This window comes from Enterococcus sp. DIV1083b (assembly GCF_051713705.1).
GTDB lineage: Bacteria > Bacillota > Bacilli > Lactobacillales > Enterococcaceae > Enterococcus_D > Enterococcus_D casseliflavus.
This window is the reverse complement of record NZ_JBIOQJ010000001.1, coordinates 2,195,018-2,210,851: the sequence shown is the minus strand read 5'-3', so window position 1 is coordinate 2,210,851 and position 15,834 is coordinate 2,195,018. Positions and strand designations below refer to the sequence as shown.

11 protein-coding genes are annotated in these 15,834 nt (G+C 42.0%); all 11 read left to right on the top strand.

The features are described from left to right. Window positions 1–5: 5 nt before the first annotated feature. The 11 genes from IGI69_RS10195 to IGI69_RS10145 all read left to right on the top strand — a co-directional run bounded on the left by IGI69_RS10195 (window position 6) and on the right by IGI69_RS10145 (window position 15,700). Window positions 6–935, top strand: coding sequence for a manganese-dependent inorganic pyrophosphatase (locus IGI69_RS10195; protein WP_074932983.1), 930 nt, complete (start codon window positions 6–8; stop codon window positions 933–935). An 88-nt stretch (window positions 936–1,023) separates the two neighbouring features. Continuing rightward, complete coding sequence (locus tag IGI69_RS10190) at window positions 1,024–1,833, top strand: DUF1803 domain-containing protein (RefSeq protein WP_115232527.1); 810 nt, start codon at window positions 1,024–1,026, stop codon at window positions 1,831–1,833. Between the two features lie 197 nt (window positions 1,834–2,030). After that, the gene (locus IGI69_RS10185; RefSeq protein WP_005229648.1) at window positions 2,031–2,477 is read left to right on the top strand and encodes a hypothetical protein; all 447 of its coding nucleotides are present in this window, start codon (window positions 2,031–2,033) and stop codon (window positions 2,475–2,477) included. A gap of 98 nt (window positions 2,478–2,575) precedes the next feature. Further along, window positions 2,576–2,983, top strand: a complete 408-nt coding sequence (locus IGI69_RS10180) for a hypothetical protein (protein ID WP_005229650.1) — start codon at window positions 2,576–2,578, stop codon at window positions 2,981–2,983. Window positions 2,984–3,161: 178 nt separating this feature from the next. Next, a complete protein-coding gene (gene glgB / locus IGI69_RS10175; protein ID WP_438741526.1) occupies window positions 3,162–5,108 on the top strand; it encodes a 1,4-alpha-glucan branching protein GlgB in 1,947 nt (648 codons plus the stop codon). A 31-nt stretch (window positions 5,109–5,139) separates the two neighbouring features. Further along, window positions 5,140–6,282 carry a glucose-1-phosphate adenylyltransferase gene (locus IGI69_RS10170; RefSeq protein ID WP_016610807.1) on the top strand — a complete coding sequence of 381 codons (1,143 nt, stop codon included), beginning with the start codon at window positions 5,140–5,142 and terminating at the stop codon, window positions 6,280–6,282. Beyond that, complete coding sequence (glgD, locus tag IGI69_RS10165; RefSeq protein WP_438740722.1) at window positions 6,272–7,423, top strand: glucose-1-phosphate adenylyltransferase subunit GlgD; 1,152 nt, start codon at window positions 6,272–6,274, stop codon at window positions 7,421–7,423. Before IGI69_RS10170 ends, glgD begins: the two co-directional genes overlap by 11 nt. Then, window positions 7,420–8,853 (top strand): glycogen synthase GlgA, encoded by a 1,434-nt coding sequence (glgA, locus tag IGI69_RS10160; RefSeq protein ID WP_115232524.1) that lies wholly within the window; start codon window positions 7,420–7,422, stop codon window positions 8,851–8,853. Before glgD ends, glgA begins: the two co-directional genes overlap by 4 nt. Window positions 8,854–8,970: 117 nt before the next feature. Further along, the gene (locus IGI69_RS10155; protein WP_438740720.1) at window positions 8,971–11,424 is read left to right on the top strand and encodes a glycogen/starch/alpha-glucan phosphorylase; all 2,454 of its coding nucleotides are present in this window, start codon (window positions 8,971–8,973) and stop codon (window positions 11,422–11,424) included. A gap of 81 nt (window positions 11,425–11,505) precedes the next feature. After that, entirely contained in the window at window positions 11,506–12,267 is a 762-nt protein-coding gene (locus tag IGI69_RS10150) for a hypothetical protein (protein ID WP_438740718.1), read from the top strand. Between the two features lie 424 nt (window positions 12,268–12,691). Continuing rightward, complete coding sequence (locus IGI69_RS10145; protein ID WP_438740716.1) at window positions 12,692–15,700, top strand: WxL domain-containing protein; 3,009 nt, start codon at window positions 12,692–12,694, stop codon at window positions 15,698–15,700. Window positions 15,701–15,834: the final 134 nt, after the last annotated feature.

Genomic DNA, 15,834 nt, shown 5'->3' with positions numbered 1-15,834 from the left:
AAGAAATGTCGAAAATATTAGTATTCGGTCATCAAAATCCTGATACCGACGCCATTGGTGCAGCAATTGCCTTTGCAAATTTACAAAATCAACTTGGAAAAGATTGTGAAGCAGTAGCGCTTGGTACACCGAATGAAGAGACACAATTTGCGTTAGATACCTTTGGCCTAACTGCCCCTCGGGTGATCGATTCAGTGGCAAAGGAAACCCAAGAAGTAATGTTAGTGGATCATAATGAATTTCAGCAAAGTGTAGCGGATATTGCGGATGTCACTGTGTTGGCAGTTGTTGATCATCATCGTATCGCTAACTTTGAAACGGCAAATCCACTGTATTATCGTGCAGAGCCGGTCGGTTGTACAAGTACGATCGTGTTGAAATTATACAAAGAAAATCAAGTGGAAATTCCAAAAGCGATCGCAGGAATCATGCTCTCAGCGATCATCTCTGATACATTGTTGTTTAAATCACCAACATGTACCGACGAAGACGTAACAGCAGCCAAAGAACTAGCCGTTATAGCAGATGTAGAACTGGAAGTCTATGGATTAGATATGTTAAAAGCTGGTACGAATCTTGGAACGAAATCAGCAGCAGAATTGCTGGACCTAGATGCCAAAAGCTTCCCAATGGGTGCTAAAAACATCCGTATCGGACAAGTCAACACGGTTGATCTAAAAGAAGTCTTTGACCGTCAAGCAGAGTTGGAAGCGGCTATGAAGGATTCAATGGCAGCAAATGGCTATGATCTGTTCTTGCTGGTTGCCACTGATATCTTAGATAGTAATTCTGAGCTGCTAGTCGTTGGTGAACCAACTGCCCCAGTAGAAGCAGCCTTTAAAACGACATTAACCAACAATCGTGCGTTTTTACCTGGTGTCGTTTCTCGTAAAAAACAAATCGTACCTCAATTAACAGAGGTTTTTGAAGGATAATTAAGCTAACTGTCTGAATGCTGGTGAGATCTGTTTTGGTAGATCAAGCCAGCATTTTTCATGATTGTTTGGATAAGGAGTACACACAGTGAAATTTTTTTATAGTCCCCACTTTCGCTCATTGCAACCGATACTGGAATCTTCGAAATTCCATGAATTGGTAGAGGAGCTATTAAATAGCCAAGAGCCGCCGACACTACGAGCATTAAAAGCGAAGTTTACAGATGGTTCTTTTGATAAAATTCTTGACCGCTTGATCGCAGAAAAGTTGATCATTCGTCAAGAACGACGCTATTTTTTAGGCTTCCCCATCTATACTGAACATGATCAACAGCAGATACAAGTAAGTGATGATTTCTATCAAGCAGCGCGCAATTGGTCAACACAAGAAGTCGCTGGTTTTATCAAAAGTTTTGCTGAGTCAAGTGTTGAAAATAAATACTTTTACGGTTGTCAGCAAGGAGTTGAACAAGGAGCGGTCTATGCATTGAGTCATGAACAATTTCAGTTGATCTCTTACTCAGAAACACAGTGGCCACCAACACTGCCTGCTTTTTTTGAAGCGAATGAACAGTTGCGCACCCTTGCGATCTATGATGAATTAATGGATTTGATCGGTGATGTCGATCCAGTCTATTACTTAGACCAAGTGAGTGTGATCCTTGAACGCATTCGTAAAAATAAAAAAGTCCGTCCGAGTATTTTTCTGGAATCACTTCAACGGGTCGAGATCATAAGCCCTGAGCTACATTTGTTGCTGGAAGAAATAAATTGTGATAATCTAAAAAACGAGCGTTATCCATCTTCTGAAAAGGATCTGTTCGTCCAACGCCTTGTGATCGCTCACTTGGCAAACAAATCAGGTTCATACAATACACTTTATTTCAATAATAATTAAAATTTCTAATAATTATGTTATTTGTTTTAAATTTTCTGACTTTTAAAAAGTTGCTAGATTCGATTCTAGCAGCTTTTTTTCTTATTTCTTCAAATGATAATTTGATGAATAAAAATTAAAAAACAACAATCGTTTTGTTTGGAGTTTTGATTTCTTGATGATATGATGATTCTAGAACTTTGAAAGGGGATATAAAAATGGAAGGATATAAAACGGTTGATTTTGAACAGTTGGAACAAAACAAAACGAAAGCAGAAATGATCACGTTCGTATCAATGTCAGAAATAGAAGCTGCTCGGCAAGCAATTACAAAAGCGGGGATCGATGAAACGCGTTTTTCTGATGGCGATCTCATTCTTGCGTTAAAACAACAGGAACGGTTTGGGGCAAATACGATCGTTTCCGTGATCATTGATTGGCTCATCAATCAAAACTATCTGGTGAATCCAGCTCATGCCATGCGTTACTTAGCAAAGAAAATGGCAAATGGGCCAGTGACGAGTTACAAATTATTAAGTGAGGGTGAGTTTGATTGTGACGGGAACTATTACTTGATTGCTCGAACAAACACATCCTCATCGGCAAATAAAGTCTATAAAGTTTACACGGATGGACAAGTAAAAGAGCTTTGGCAGGCAAAATAAGTACAGATGATTTCGGCTCTAGTGAATAAGGAAAACGGCTGTGTAAGCAGTAGTTAGCGGAAAAAGGATTTTTTTAGATTGAAGGTTGTGAAAGACGCGTGAAACTAAACATTCGAATCGGCTTAGCTGGCAGTCATCTTCTGATTGGTGCATTCAGCTTGCTCGGCGCTCTGCTGACGCTTTATAAAGTACCGACAAGTTTTGGTGCGATCCAAGCCTTGTTAGGTGAAATTTATTATACCGATACGGTATTTGACCGATTTACTCAGCTCTTCTTGTTGGGGATCATCAGTCTTTATACCGTGGTGACCAGTTTTTATGGGTTTCGATTTTGGTGTTTTTGCTCCGCCTCTTCTGCATTTGGGACACTGTTGGCATATTTTGAATTAACTGAAACACTTCCAGTGATGGTAGTTTTCATTCTTGTTTTAGCAAGTTTGTTTCAGTTATGGGTAGTCACATACTTCATTTTCCAAAAGCTAAAAAGTAGAGCTGAAACAGGTTGAACAGATACGTTCAAGCTGTTTTTTTCTGTCAAAGATTATTTGCTGGCAACTAAGGTTATTGCGTTACTAGCGCAGTGTTTTATGCTATGCTAGATAGAGAGATGTAGTTGATTTTGAAACGATTTCTAAAAGATGAAAGAGCGTAACAAGTTCGTTGGCATTTCAGTCAACGATCAAAATGAATTTGAGGAGGACTGATGAGAGAATGGTTACCAAACAACAGGTACTGACTGCGGAAAAAGACTTTCTGAGTGGTGAAAATTTTTATGTACAGCATTTCTTAGGCGCCCATCAAGTAGATGATGGCTACGTGTTTCGCGTTTGGGCACCAAATGCTCAGCAAGTTTGGCTTGTTGGCGACTTCAACCAATGGACGGATACCTTGCCGATGAACAAAAGGACGGAATCCGGTGTTTGGGAAATTGAGACCAACCAAGTAAAAGAAGGACAGCTTTACAAATACAAAGTAAAACAATCAAATGGACGAGAAGTATTGAAGATCGATCCTTTTGCTGTCCATTTTGAAGCTCGACCAGGAACTGCTGCCGTGTTGCATTCGATCCCACAAAAAAAATGGCGGGATGGGTTATGGCAAGGACGGAAAAAAAGACAAAAAACATTTAATCGACCTCTTAATATTTATGAAGTTCATGCCAGCTCCTGGAAGCACCACGAAGATGGCACCCCTTATCGCTTCTCCGAATTAAAAGATGAACTTATTCCTTACGTGAAAAAAATGGGCTACACCCATATCGAATTTATGCCTTTGATGGAACATCCCTTAGGAACCTCCTGGGGCTATCAATTGACTGGTTACTTTGCACTTAGCTCCTATTATGGGACACCAGAAGAATTTCAAGACTTTGTAGAGGCTTGTCATTTGGAAAATATAGGTGTCTTCGTTGATTGGGTGCCAGGACATTTTTGTGTCAATGATGACAGTCTTGCCTATTATGATGGCACGCCGACCTTTGAATACATGGATGAAAACCGTGCGAAAAATGTTCGCTGGGGTGCGATCAACTTTGATCTAGGCAAACCGCAAGTCCAAAGCTTTCTGATCTCAAGTGCATTGTTCTGGATCGAATTTTACCACATTGATGGTATTCGGGTAGATGCCGTTTCCAACATGATCTATCGCGATTATGATGAAGGTCCATGGGAACCGAATCACGAAGGGGGCAATCGGAATTTTGAAGGGTACTATTTCTTACAAAAGCTCAATTCAGTCATCAAGTTAGCCCATCCTGCAGTTGTCATGATTGCAGAGGAAAGTACTTCCGAGACCAAAATAACAGGAATGGTCGAAGGAGGCGCTCTCGGGTTTGACTACAAATGGAATATGGGCTGGATGAATGATGTCCTGCGTTTTTACGAAATGGACCCGATTTTCCGTAAAGATCATCTAAGTCTTTTATCTTTTTCTTTCATGTATCGGATGCAAGAAAATTATATCTTGCCACTCTCCCATGACGAAGTGGTTCATGGCAAAAAAAGTTTGATGCACAAAATGTGGGGAGACCGCTACAAACAGTTTTCACAACTACGAAATCTCTATACGTACATGATGATGCATCCAGGGAAAAAACTGTTATTCATGGGTAGTGAATGGGGGCAGTTTTTAGAATGGAAATATGATCATGGGCTTGAATGGGTCGATTTAAACGACGCATTCAATGCAAAAATGCAGTTCTTCACCCAGACCTTGAATGAATTATACAAAGAAGAACGAGCCCTTTGGGAATTGGATGATCAAGAAGATTCATTGATGGTGATCGATGCAGACAACTTAGATGAAACGACATTGACTTTCTTACGACAAGGAAAAACGAAAAAAGATTTCTTGATCGTGGTTGTCAATCTGACACCAGTGGAGCGTCACGATTTTGCGATCGGCGTGCCATACGAAGGAACGTATCGCGAGATTTTAAACACGGAACGGGATGTATTTGGTGGAACTTGGGTGGCGAATAACCCAGACTGCCAGACCAGTAATACCCCTTTTAAGCAATACGACTATCAAATCAAAACAATTTTGCCTGCACTTGGGGCTTTAATCATCAAACCAGAAAAAATCAAAATGACTCGAAAAAAAGCAGTAAAGATAGCACAAAAAAAAGAGTAGAGGGGGAACGGTGAGTAGATCACCAAACAAAATGAAAACAGAGATGTTAGCAATGATCCTCGCAGGGGGACAAGGGACTCGGTTAGGGAAATTAACAAAGAATATTGCTAAACCAGCGGTTCCATTTGGTGGCAGATATCGGATCATCGATTTCACGTTGAGTAATTGTGTCAATTCAGGAATCAAAAATGTGGGTGTTGTCACTCAGTACCAGCCATTAGCACTAAACAACCATATCGGAAATGGTGCAAGCTGGGGATTGGATGGAATTAGTACCGGTGTGACGATCTTACAGCCATATTCAAATTCAGAAGGCGAAAAATGGTTTGAAGGAACCGCCCATGCGATCTATCAAAACATCGCTTATATCGATGAGATGGACCCGCAATATGTCTTGATTTTATCAGGGGACCATATCTACAAAATGGATTATGAAGAAATGCTGGAAAAACACAAAGAAAATGATGCTTCATTGACGGTTGCAGTTCTCGAAGTACCGATGAAAGATGCCTCGCGTTTCGGAATCATGAACACCGATAAAAATGACCGTATCATCGAATTTGATGAAAAACCAGCCGAACCAAAAAGCAATCTCGCTTCAATGGGGATCTATATTTTCGATTGGAGTCGTCTGCGCAGTATGCTGTTGAGTAACTATACAAAAGACGGCGAAATGGTCGATTTTGGGAAACATGTCATTCCTTCTTATCTCGAAAGCGGCGACAACGTTTTTGCCTATCGCTTCTCTGGCTATTGGAAAGACGTAGGAACGATCGATTCATTGTGGGAAGCCAATATGGAATTTATTGATCCAGCAATGGAGTTGAATATTCGGGATAAAAGTTGGCAAGTATTTTCTAAAAACCCAATCGCACCACCACATTTTGTGACTGAGACCGGGGCTGCGAGAAACTCTCTCGTGATGGATGGCTGTTATGTTGCAGGGGAAATCGAGCACAGTATTTTATCAGAAAATGTGCAGGTGAAAGAAGGATCGACGATCAAGGACAGCGTGATCATGCCTGGAGCGGTGATCGGTAGAAATGTTAAATTAAACCGAGTGATCGTTGGGGAAAATGCAGTGATTGGTGACGATGCAGAGATCGATGGAACAGACGAAATTGCCGTAGTCGGCTATTCTGAAATTTTAGGGGTGACGATTGATGAGAACTAATAAAATGTGTGCGATTTTAGGGAATCTGCAACGATACCAAGACTTGATGCCATTAACAGAAAACCGTCCGCTGTCGACTTTATTGTTTGACTGCAAATATCGCTTGTTAGATTTTAATCTTTCAAGTATCGAAAATGCCAATATCAAACAAGTCTATATGATTTTCAATGAAGGAGAAACGCAGTCGGTCTTCGATCATATCGGTGGCGGAAAAGAGTGGAACTTGGACGGCGTACAAAATCGTTTCTTTATTCACCTGTTCCAAGACTCATTGAAAAAGCAAGCAGAAGGACAAGAGTATTATTATAATGTCATCGACTATTTGGAAAAATCCAAATCGGATCATACCGTATTTATGGGCAGCAAAGTTTTATGCAACATTGATTTGCGTGCCTTGCTGAAAATCCATCAGCTACAAGGCAATGAAATGACCGTCGTATACAAACGCATCAGCAGTGACAATGTTTGCGAAAGTGATCTGTTGTTCAATGTAGACAGTGAAGGTCACTTAGAAGAAGCGATCCAAGCGAAAAAAGGTGAGGTCAGTGACCTTGTCAACTTATGTACGGATATTTTTATCATTCAAACAGATCGTCTGATCGCTGCGCTAAAAGAGGGGCAAAAAGTTGGCGCAACGGCAGACCTCGGTCAATTTTTACGAGAAATGATCGCTGTTGAAAATACAGGTCTATATGAGTACACTGGTTACTTAAGTAACATTTATGATATCTCTTCTTATTATCAAACAAATATGGACATGCTAGATGTGCATAAATTCACCTCATTGCTTTATTCGAATCAAAAAATCTATACCAAATTGAAGAATGAAGTACCAACCTATTACTCGGAAACGTCTGAGGTGAAAAACAGCCACTTTGCTTCTGGTTGCATCGTGGAAGGTATGGTCGAACAGTCACTGGTTGCTCGCCGTACGAAAATCCATCCTGAGGCAAAAGTCAAAGGTGCGATCATTTTCGGGAATAACGAAATCAAAGCAGGTGCCGAAGTCTCTTATGCGATCTTAGATAAAAATGTAACCATCGCAGAAGGTGTAAAAGTGCAGGGAACCAAAGAAACGCCGATTGTCATTAAGAAGAATTCTCATGTGACAGAAGATGTAATCGGAGGAGCAAGCGCATGAAGGTTTTGTTTACAGCAGCAGAATGCGCTCCGTTTTTTAAAACAGGCGGATTAGGGGATGTTGCAGGTGCATTGCCAAAAGAGTTGGTCAAAAAAGGCGTCGAGACAGTTGTCGTCTTACCTTATTTCACGAAAATGCCTGCCGAATACCAAGACCAAATGGAAGATTGTTTTTCCTTTGAAGTGGCGGTCGGCTGGCGCAAGCAATATTGTGGAATCAAAAAATTAGTTCTAGGCGCTGTGACTTATTATTTCATAGACAATCTCTACTATTTTGGTCGCGAACGGCTCTATGATTTTTATGATGATGGGGAACGCTTTGCTTTCTTCCAATTAGCCGTGATCGAAATGATGGAACGCATTGAATTTATTCCAGACATCGTACATGTCAATGATTACCATACGGCGATGATTCCGTTCTTGATCAAAGAAAAATATCATTGGATCCAAGCGTATCAAAACATACGCACCGTTTTGACGATCCATAACATTGGGTTTCAAGGGTGGTATAGTCGCGATATTTTACCGGATCTTTTTGGGATGGGTACGGAAAGATATGATGATGGAACCTTGCGTTTAAACGATTGCTTGAACTTTATGAAAGCAGGAATCTTGTATGCGGACCGCATCACGACCGTCAGTCCTTCCTATAGTGAAGAAATCAAAACAGCTGAGTTTGGTTGTGGTCTTGAAGTCATTTTACGCATGGAAAGTGGCAAGCTAAGCGGTATCTTGAATGGAATTGATTATGAAATGAATGATCCAGAAACCGATCCTCATTTGGACTATCCTTTCAGTGTCGAGGATTTATCAGGAAAAGCTAAAAACAAGCGAGCGCTACAAGAACAATTTGGTTTGCCTACCCGTAAAGATGTCCCGTTGATTTCTGTTGTTAGCCGTTTGACCACTCAAAAAGGGTTCCATTTGGTCCTTGAAGAAATGGAAAATCTCTTGCAATTTGATGTTCAGTTCATCTTACTAGGGACTGGCGAACATGATTTTGAAGAAGGCTTTCGCTATTTTGCTCAAAAATATCCTGACAAATGTGCTGCCGCGATTTCTTTTAATATTGCATTGGCGCAAAAGTTATACGCAGCAGCGGATCTTTTCTTGATGCCTTCCGCCTTCGAACCATGCGGACTGTCACAGATGATCGCGATGCGTTATGGTACATTACCGGTCGTTCACGAAATCGGTGGCTTGAAAGATACGGTAGATTCCTATAATCCGATCACGAAACAAGGTACCGGCTTTGGCTTTCAAGAGTTTTCACCATTTTACTTGATGAATGCCTTGAAGCAAGGGATCGAATTGTATCAATCTGATCAGGCAACGTGGAACGTATTGGTCAAGCAAGCAATGGCAAAAGATTTCAGCTGGAATCAAAGTTCCGATCTTTATATCCAGTTGTATAATACTATCAAAGTTTGATTGTTTTAAGACAGAAGAATCCTTGTCTGCAACAGAACTGCTAGTTGTAAGACTAGCAATTTTGGCGGCAAGGATTCTTCTTTTTTATAAATTGAATGCAAAAAGGAGTGTAACCCTATGACAAAAGAACGATTGCGTGAACTGCTAGAAATCAGTGTTCATGAACTCTTTGCGATTGAAGTGGATGAAGCTTCACCGCAGGAATTGTTTCAAGCACTAGCCAATGTGGTGAAGCAAATGTATTCAGAAGACTGGCGTCAAACCAGAAAAAATCTCTTGCTGGAGGATCAAAAACAAGCGTACTATTTTTCAATCGAATTTTTGCCTGGCAAAATGCTAAAAAGCAATTTGTTGAATATGCAGCTGTTGGAGCAAGCGGAAGCCGTTTTTGAAGAGTTAGGCGTTTCCCTTGATGAGGTTGCGGATACAGAAAAAGACATGGCTTTAGGAAACGGGGGCCTCGGTCGTTTGGCCTCTTGTTTTATGGACTCGCTGGCTTCATTAAGCTTGCCGGGAAATGGGAACGGGATTCGCTATCGCTATGGATTATTTAAACAAAAATTTATTGACGGCCATCAAGTAGAATTACCAGATGATTGGTTACGCTCTGGGAATGTCTGGGAAGTCCGCAAAGAAAGCAAAGCGGTGCCTATTCGATTTGGTGGGCAGGTCTATCTCGTTACGGGAGAGGACGGAAAACTAGCGCCGGTCTATGAAGGCGGCTTTACCTGGCGGGCAGTTCCGTATGACACCGCGATGGTTGGCTATCAGAATCAACACATCAACACACTGCGCTTGTGGAGTGTCGAAGTGCCTGCTGAAGATGAGGCGCATTATGCGACATTGGAATCACGGCAAGCCTTAGAAAATTTGACTGCTGTTTTATATCCAGATGACTCAAACGAGATCGGCAAACGCACACGATTGATGCAAGAATACTTTTTTGTTTCTGCAGGCATTCAAAGTATCATTCGCTATTATAAAAAATCGAATCTGCCTTTAGCGATGCTCAGTGAACGAGTAGCAATCCATATCAACGACACGCACCCAGCGCTTTGTGTCCCAGAACTGATGCGTATTTTAGTTGATGAAGAAGGCCTTGCTTGGGAACAAGCGTGGGCGATCACCGTGAAAGTCATGAGTTATACGAACCATACGATCATGGCGGAAGCCTTAGAAAAATGGCCAGTTCGCATGATTGAAGAAGTGTTGCCGAGAATGGATCAGATCATCAAAGAAATTGATCGGCGCTTTGTCGAAGGAATGCAAGGGGTCCATCCGCAAGCCTTACTGGATCGGACGCGAATCATTATTGATGATCAAGTCCATATGGCACATCTAGCCATCATCGGCAGCCATAGTGTCAATGGGGTAGCCAAGCTCCATTCTGATTTACTAAAATCAGTGGTACTCCATGACTTCTATCTCATTTATCCTGCCCGTTTCAACAATAAAACCAACGGCATCGCACAACGGCGTTGGCTTCAGCTAGCCAATCAACCATTAGCCAAAGTGCTGGATCAGTCGATCGGTACGAGTTGGCGCAATGACCCCTTGGATCTGCAGCTGCTCAAAAATTATTATGATGACGAAACCGTTCTGCAACAAATTGCCGACGCAAAAATGAGTAACAAGCGTGCACTGGCACAGTACATTCAAAAAGCAACGGGCATTACAGTAGATCCAACGGCAATTTTTGATGTGCAGATCAAACGCCTGCATGCGTACAAACGACAACTGCTGAATCTAATGCATATCTTGAAGCTCTACTTTGAGGTCAAAGACGATCCGACTGCAGCGTTTCATCCAAGAGTCTTTATTTTTGGTGCCAAAGCAGCACCAAGCTATCACTACGCAAAATCGATCATTAAAGTCATCAATGAAGTGGCGAATCTGATCAATCATGATGAAACCATCAATGATAAAATCAAAGTTATATTTTTAGAAAATTACAACGTTTCATTAGCAGAAAAAATCATTCCAGCAGCGGATGTCAGTGAACAAATCTCATTGGCCTCTAAAGAAGCGTCAGGGACAAGCAATATGAAGTTGATGCTAAATGGGGCAGTAACGATCGCGACTTTAGATGGTGCCAATATTGAGATTCGAGATGCGATCGGTGATGAAAACATTGCGATCTTTGGGTTGACGGAAGAAGAAGTGTATCAGTATTACGCCCAGCATAATTATTCTGCTTACACCTACTATGAGTCAGATCCAGTCTTGCAACGGGTGGTCAATGCCTTTATTGATGGGACGATCCCGAATATTCAAGTTGAAGGTCGGGAAATCTTTGATTCCCTTTTGAAATACAATGATGAATACTTTTTATTAAAGGATTTTCATGCCTATTGTGACGCGCAGCATCGGGTAGATAGTGCCTATCAGGATACGCAACGTTGGCGTAAAGTCAGCCTAATGAATATTGCGAATGCAGGCAAATTTTCGGCTGATGAAACGGTGCGAAATTATGCTGCAGATATTTGGCAGATCGATCCATTATTTGCCCATGTCAAAGAACCAAATGCAGCAAGCTTGACTGAGACGGTGCCTCCAGCCGAATTTAGCTGAAGTGTCCTCATCTGAAATGGTGTAGTCTTTCGTGAAATTCTCCTTAATTTATGGTATGATGAAAAAAATGCATGTAAGAGGATGAGTACAGTGGCAAATTATTTAGATGTGAAACGAAAACACTTCCGTTTTCCTGCTTATGATGATACAGATGGTGTGAAGCTGCAATCCGAGCATCGCCCCGCATTCAGTAAAGCAGATGATTGGATTTTAACCGAAATCAAAGATCCCGTGAGTCATTCTCACAAGGATGAAAATCAATCTTTACAGCGCAAAGTGCAGTCCAGCCAACGGGATCGGGGGCACAATGTTCGTCAAAAAGAAGAGCTTGCCAATCACCGTGCCAACTTGCCTCAGTACGGAAAACGTCCAGTGAAAGAGCAAATGCCAACAGGAAAAACCAACTTTTTTGGCAAAGAGGCGAACCATTCTTCTTATCAAGTGACTAGTAAGAAGGAAAAAGCTGAGGTTCCTGTTTCTTCGAAAAAAGAATATTCGGGGCGCTCTTATTTCGTGCCTAAATATATTCCTGCATCGATTATTCCAGATGAGCAAAAACCTGAAATTACACCGAACGATTTGATGGATGCAATGGCAAAAAAACAAGAAAGTTATTTGTTGTTTGATACTGAACCAGCAGCTTATCAAGTCAAAGAAGAAAATGATCCGACCGTCAAAAAATTCAATCGCCACCCCTCTGTTGGGATGACACGCAGTGAGTTTCGAGCCAGCAATAAAAAAAATGGTGAAAAAAGACGTTCCGTTTTAGATCGATCATTAAAAGGAATGATTGAAGACGATCAACAAGAAGAATCTTCAAATGGCTATTTTCGTTCTAAATAGCAGTGACAGTTACTCTTAATAGAAGTGGTCCTTTGAGCATAACGATGAATGATTTCAGCTAGATGGCTAACATCTAGCTGTTTTTTTTGTGTGCCGAAACTATCGATTTCACAAAGTGATTAGTTGAAATACATTTTTCACCGCCTGAGGAATATTCTGATTTTACTAAGCAATAGCGTGGGCTATAGAATAAAGTGAAACGATCAAAACCATCGTTATTTATAATGTTTGTTATTTTAATTGGCGATTTCTTTTGTCATTTAAAATCGATGGCAGGTCAAACGGTAACAGGATTGTGGTTTTCTGATCAGCTGCAATTGAAAAAGGGAAGCAAGCGTCCTGATGGCTAAAGCTGCTCTTTGGGAAGGACTGATCCATGATCGATTTCAAGGGAAAGATACGCTGAAAGGTGGGGCATCAACAAATGAACAAGAAAAAGAGAAAGGTATATTTCACTATCATTATTGGCTTACTTGGAGGACTCTACTTTTTTTCAACCATGAGTGTGTTTTCTTCAAACATTTTCTTTGCTGCTCAGCTGGAGGAAAAAACGGTTGCGAGTGAAGCATTTGAACCGATACGAGAGCAAGAGGCCGAGGAAAGAGTTGCCATTTATTTTGATGAATCAACGAAAGCTGGGACTGTAGGAGACATGTTGCTAGTCGCATTTCATACGGACCGTCCCATTAGTGAAATAGCGATCCGATTGCCGCAATCTGCGGTTATTGCTGAAGAGGAGTTGCCAAAGGGAGTCAAAATTACACCAACCACTGAAGAGAATGGGTGGAAACTAACGACCGATACCCCTAGAAGTGATTTCTCGGTTCCAGTGGTAGTTGATACAGCAGGGTCGTTTCCATTTGAGGTAGCAGAATCAATGATAATACTTGAGATAAAAGAAGCACGGGAGACAAACCCTACGGATACACAAGAGGATGACCAAACTGATTCGAGTGACTCCACTGATCAATTGGATCATTTGGATCAATTGGATCAAGAGGATCAAGTAGCAGAAGAGAAGGAAATAGAAAGTCAGCTTCCTGAGGCATCAGATTCTGATCCTGGCAATCTGTATCTTTTAGGCGACGACGTAAAAAAGAGAGGGGTTGCTAACTGGGTCGAATTTATGGCTGCAATGGTCGATCCGACGGTCAATTATATTTATTTGACAGCCAGTTTTCAAACGAACGATAATCCTCGTTTAGGTATTACGGGAATTGACGGCTGGAGCAGCAGCGCCAATCCTAATGGCGGATTAGCCTATGTTTATATCAATGCCTCGAGAGTTTCAAGAACGTTAATCATTGATGGTCTCGACACCTATCAGATGGATCTTAGAGCCGTTGCGATCTGTTTCCGCGATTCGAGTGTCAATCCTGATTCCCCATGGGACATTACCTTGCAAAATTTGGAACTCTACCATGGAAACTTTTGGGGGGCAATTGAATACCATGATTTGAACATGACAAATCAGCAGCGTTCAATCATTCGGTACCACAATCTCAACCATACTGGCAATCAGTTGTTTTACGGTTTGCACTCTCGAGCAAGCTTTTCTGGACATTCGGTTTCACACCAAACGCCTAGATATACATCAGACTTCAATGCTTCTTGGATGATTCACTCGAACACCCAAGCGAATTTTGAAATCAACCAAATAGAGCTTCGTGAGGGAGCAAACGTCGAAATGTCGACGATCAGCTCAGGAAATCTTGATTTTTATAATACAAATGCGCGTCTCGTATTAGGGGATAATGCCCGACTATCATTAAATGCCAACGGTTCAGCTGGTGAAGCAGGCGGTGCTAATATTCGCTTTGTCGCTGGCAATGGACGCATTGAGTTAGGAAAAGGCGCGGAATTGGCATTAAATACACAAAACAACAGCCCGGCAGTCATCACATTAGGCACGCCCCATGATATTCGCTTAATGGAAAAAAGTCGCTTGTCGGTTACTGCTGCAAACCGAACGTTGTACAGTCATATTTTCTGGTTAAGTGCCAATACGCATGTCACCTTAGAAGACAGTAGCACCTTAGAGGTTGAAGCAACAAATCAAAATACAACCGCAAATATTTTCCACTTCTCTGGCACGACTGGCAATCTCAACGTAGGCAAAGATGCTACCTTAGATATTCGTTCGGACAGCCCACAGGCTGTCCAACGGCTACTTTTCTTTACCGGTGCCAACAATCCCGCAAGATTGACGATCGACGATGCCAAGCGTGTCAATTTGCAAAGAACCCGCGCCATAACGACCACAACAAATGGTCTAATTGAAGGGGGAGGAATCACTGCAAAGAACCAGGCGATTCGCCAGTGGCGGCATGGAAATACAGGAGAGACAGTTGATTTTCAGTGGCAACCGATTCTGTCCATGACTGCGGCGATTTCAGGAACCAATACCAATGTGACCAATGTATCTTCGCTAAATGAGGAAACAAGTCGAGGGTTTGCCGCGCAGTTTGCTTCTCGTTCGCAACGGCTATTGTTTGAGAACATACCAGACGTCACGGTGACCATCGATCCTTTGACAGAAGATAGAACCTTACCTAATGCCTATACGATTTCGGGAACCGCCAATCCTGGTAGCTACCTTCGATTCCAAAGAGAGGGACGGATGCCAGAACCGACGCTTGAAACGACAGTCGATAGTGCTGGCAATAGCACGTATTTTCACACCCAAGCGGATGAAAACGGGCATTATTTACTTGATCTATCTGATTTAGAACCTTTCCAGTATTTTACTCAAGGTGAGGTGGTCACCGCTCAGGCATTTCTTGATGGCAAATGGGCAGAAGCATCAACCACTGTGGAACCCATTGGTGACGTAGACCCAAAAGATCCCCTTGATCCTGATCAACCGATTCTACCTGAGAATCCACCCTTGATACCAGAAAATCGCGGGTTTATCAGTATAGACTTTGTTTCACAATTCGATTTTGGTACAGTACCGATTCGCTCGTCGACAAGCCGCTATCCGGCGCGTCCGCAACGAATTTCTTTAGTGGATGATCATGAATCAACCGAACGACCAAACTACATTCAGGTTTCCGATCGTCGATTTCTTCAAAAGGGCTGGATCTTGAGTGCCCGATTATCAGAGGAAGGGTTCGTTAGCACGGATGCGTTTAAGCACCACTTAAAAGGAGCGAGTGTGCATTTGACGAATATTGAAATGGTTACCTCTAGAGAAAATCCCTCTGAAGCACCAGACTACTTTGATGCAATCGAGCTGGGACCGCAGAACCAAGTGATTGCACGTGCCAATGAAAAGCAAGGGGCGGGAACTTGGATTCAACGCTATGGAAACGAGGATACCATGCAAAAAAGTGTCGAGTTGGAAATCCCTATTGGCGCAAGGCCACAAGCAACAAGTTATCAAGGAACCATCCATTGGGAGCTGAGTTTCGTACCTGGTGCTGACGAATAACCCCTTGGAAAACAAGTAAGCATGTTCTGCAATCGTGAATATGATCGAACACTGTAAAAGTTGATCAGACAAAAAGAAGTCCATTTGCCATTGGACTTCTTTTTTGTCTGAAACAAACGAGTAGTGGTTTACAC

Coding starts and splice junctions, on each gene's coding strand:
- IGI69_RS10150 (WP_438740718.1), top strand. CDS start 11,506: ATGAGTACAGTGGCAAATTATTTAGATGTGAAACGAAAACACTTCCGT.
- IGI69_RS10195 (WP_074932983.1), top strand. CDS start 6: ATGTCGAAAATATTAGTATTCGGTCATCAAAATCCTGATACCGACGCC.
- IGI69_RS10185 (WP_005229648.1), top strand. CDS start 2,031: ATGGAAGGATATAAAACGGTTGATTTTGAACAGTTGGAACAAAACAAA.
- glgB (WP_438741526.1), top strand. CDS start 3,162: ATGAATTTGAGGAGGACTGATGAGAGAATGGTTACCAAACAACAGGTA.
- glgA (WP_115232524.1), top strand. CDS start 7,420: ATGAAGGTTTTGTTTACAGCAGCAGAATGCGCTCCGTTTTTTAAAACA.
- glgD (WP_438740722.1), top strand. CDS start 6,272: ATGAGAACTAATAAAATGTGTGCGATTTTAGGGAATCTGCAACGATAC.
- IGI69_RS10170 (WP_016610807.1), top strand. CDS start 5,140: ATGAAAACAGAGATGTTAGCAATGATCCTCGCAGGGGGACAAGGGACT.
- IGI69_RS10155 (WP_438740720.1), top strand. CDS start 8,971: ATGACAAAAGAACGATTGCGTGAACTGCTAGAAATCAGTGTTCATGAA.
- IGI69_RS10145 (WP_438740716.1), top strand. CDS start 12,692: ATGAACAAGAAAAAGAGAAAGGTATATTTCACTATCATTATTGGCTTA.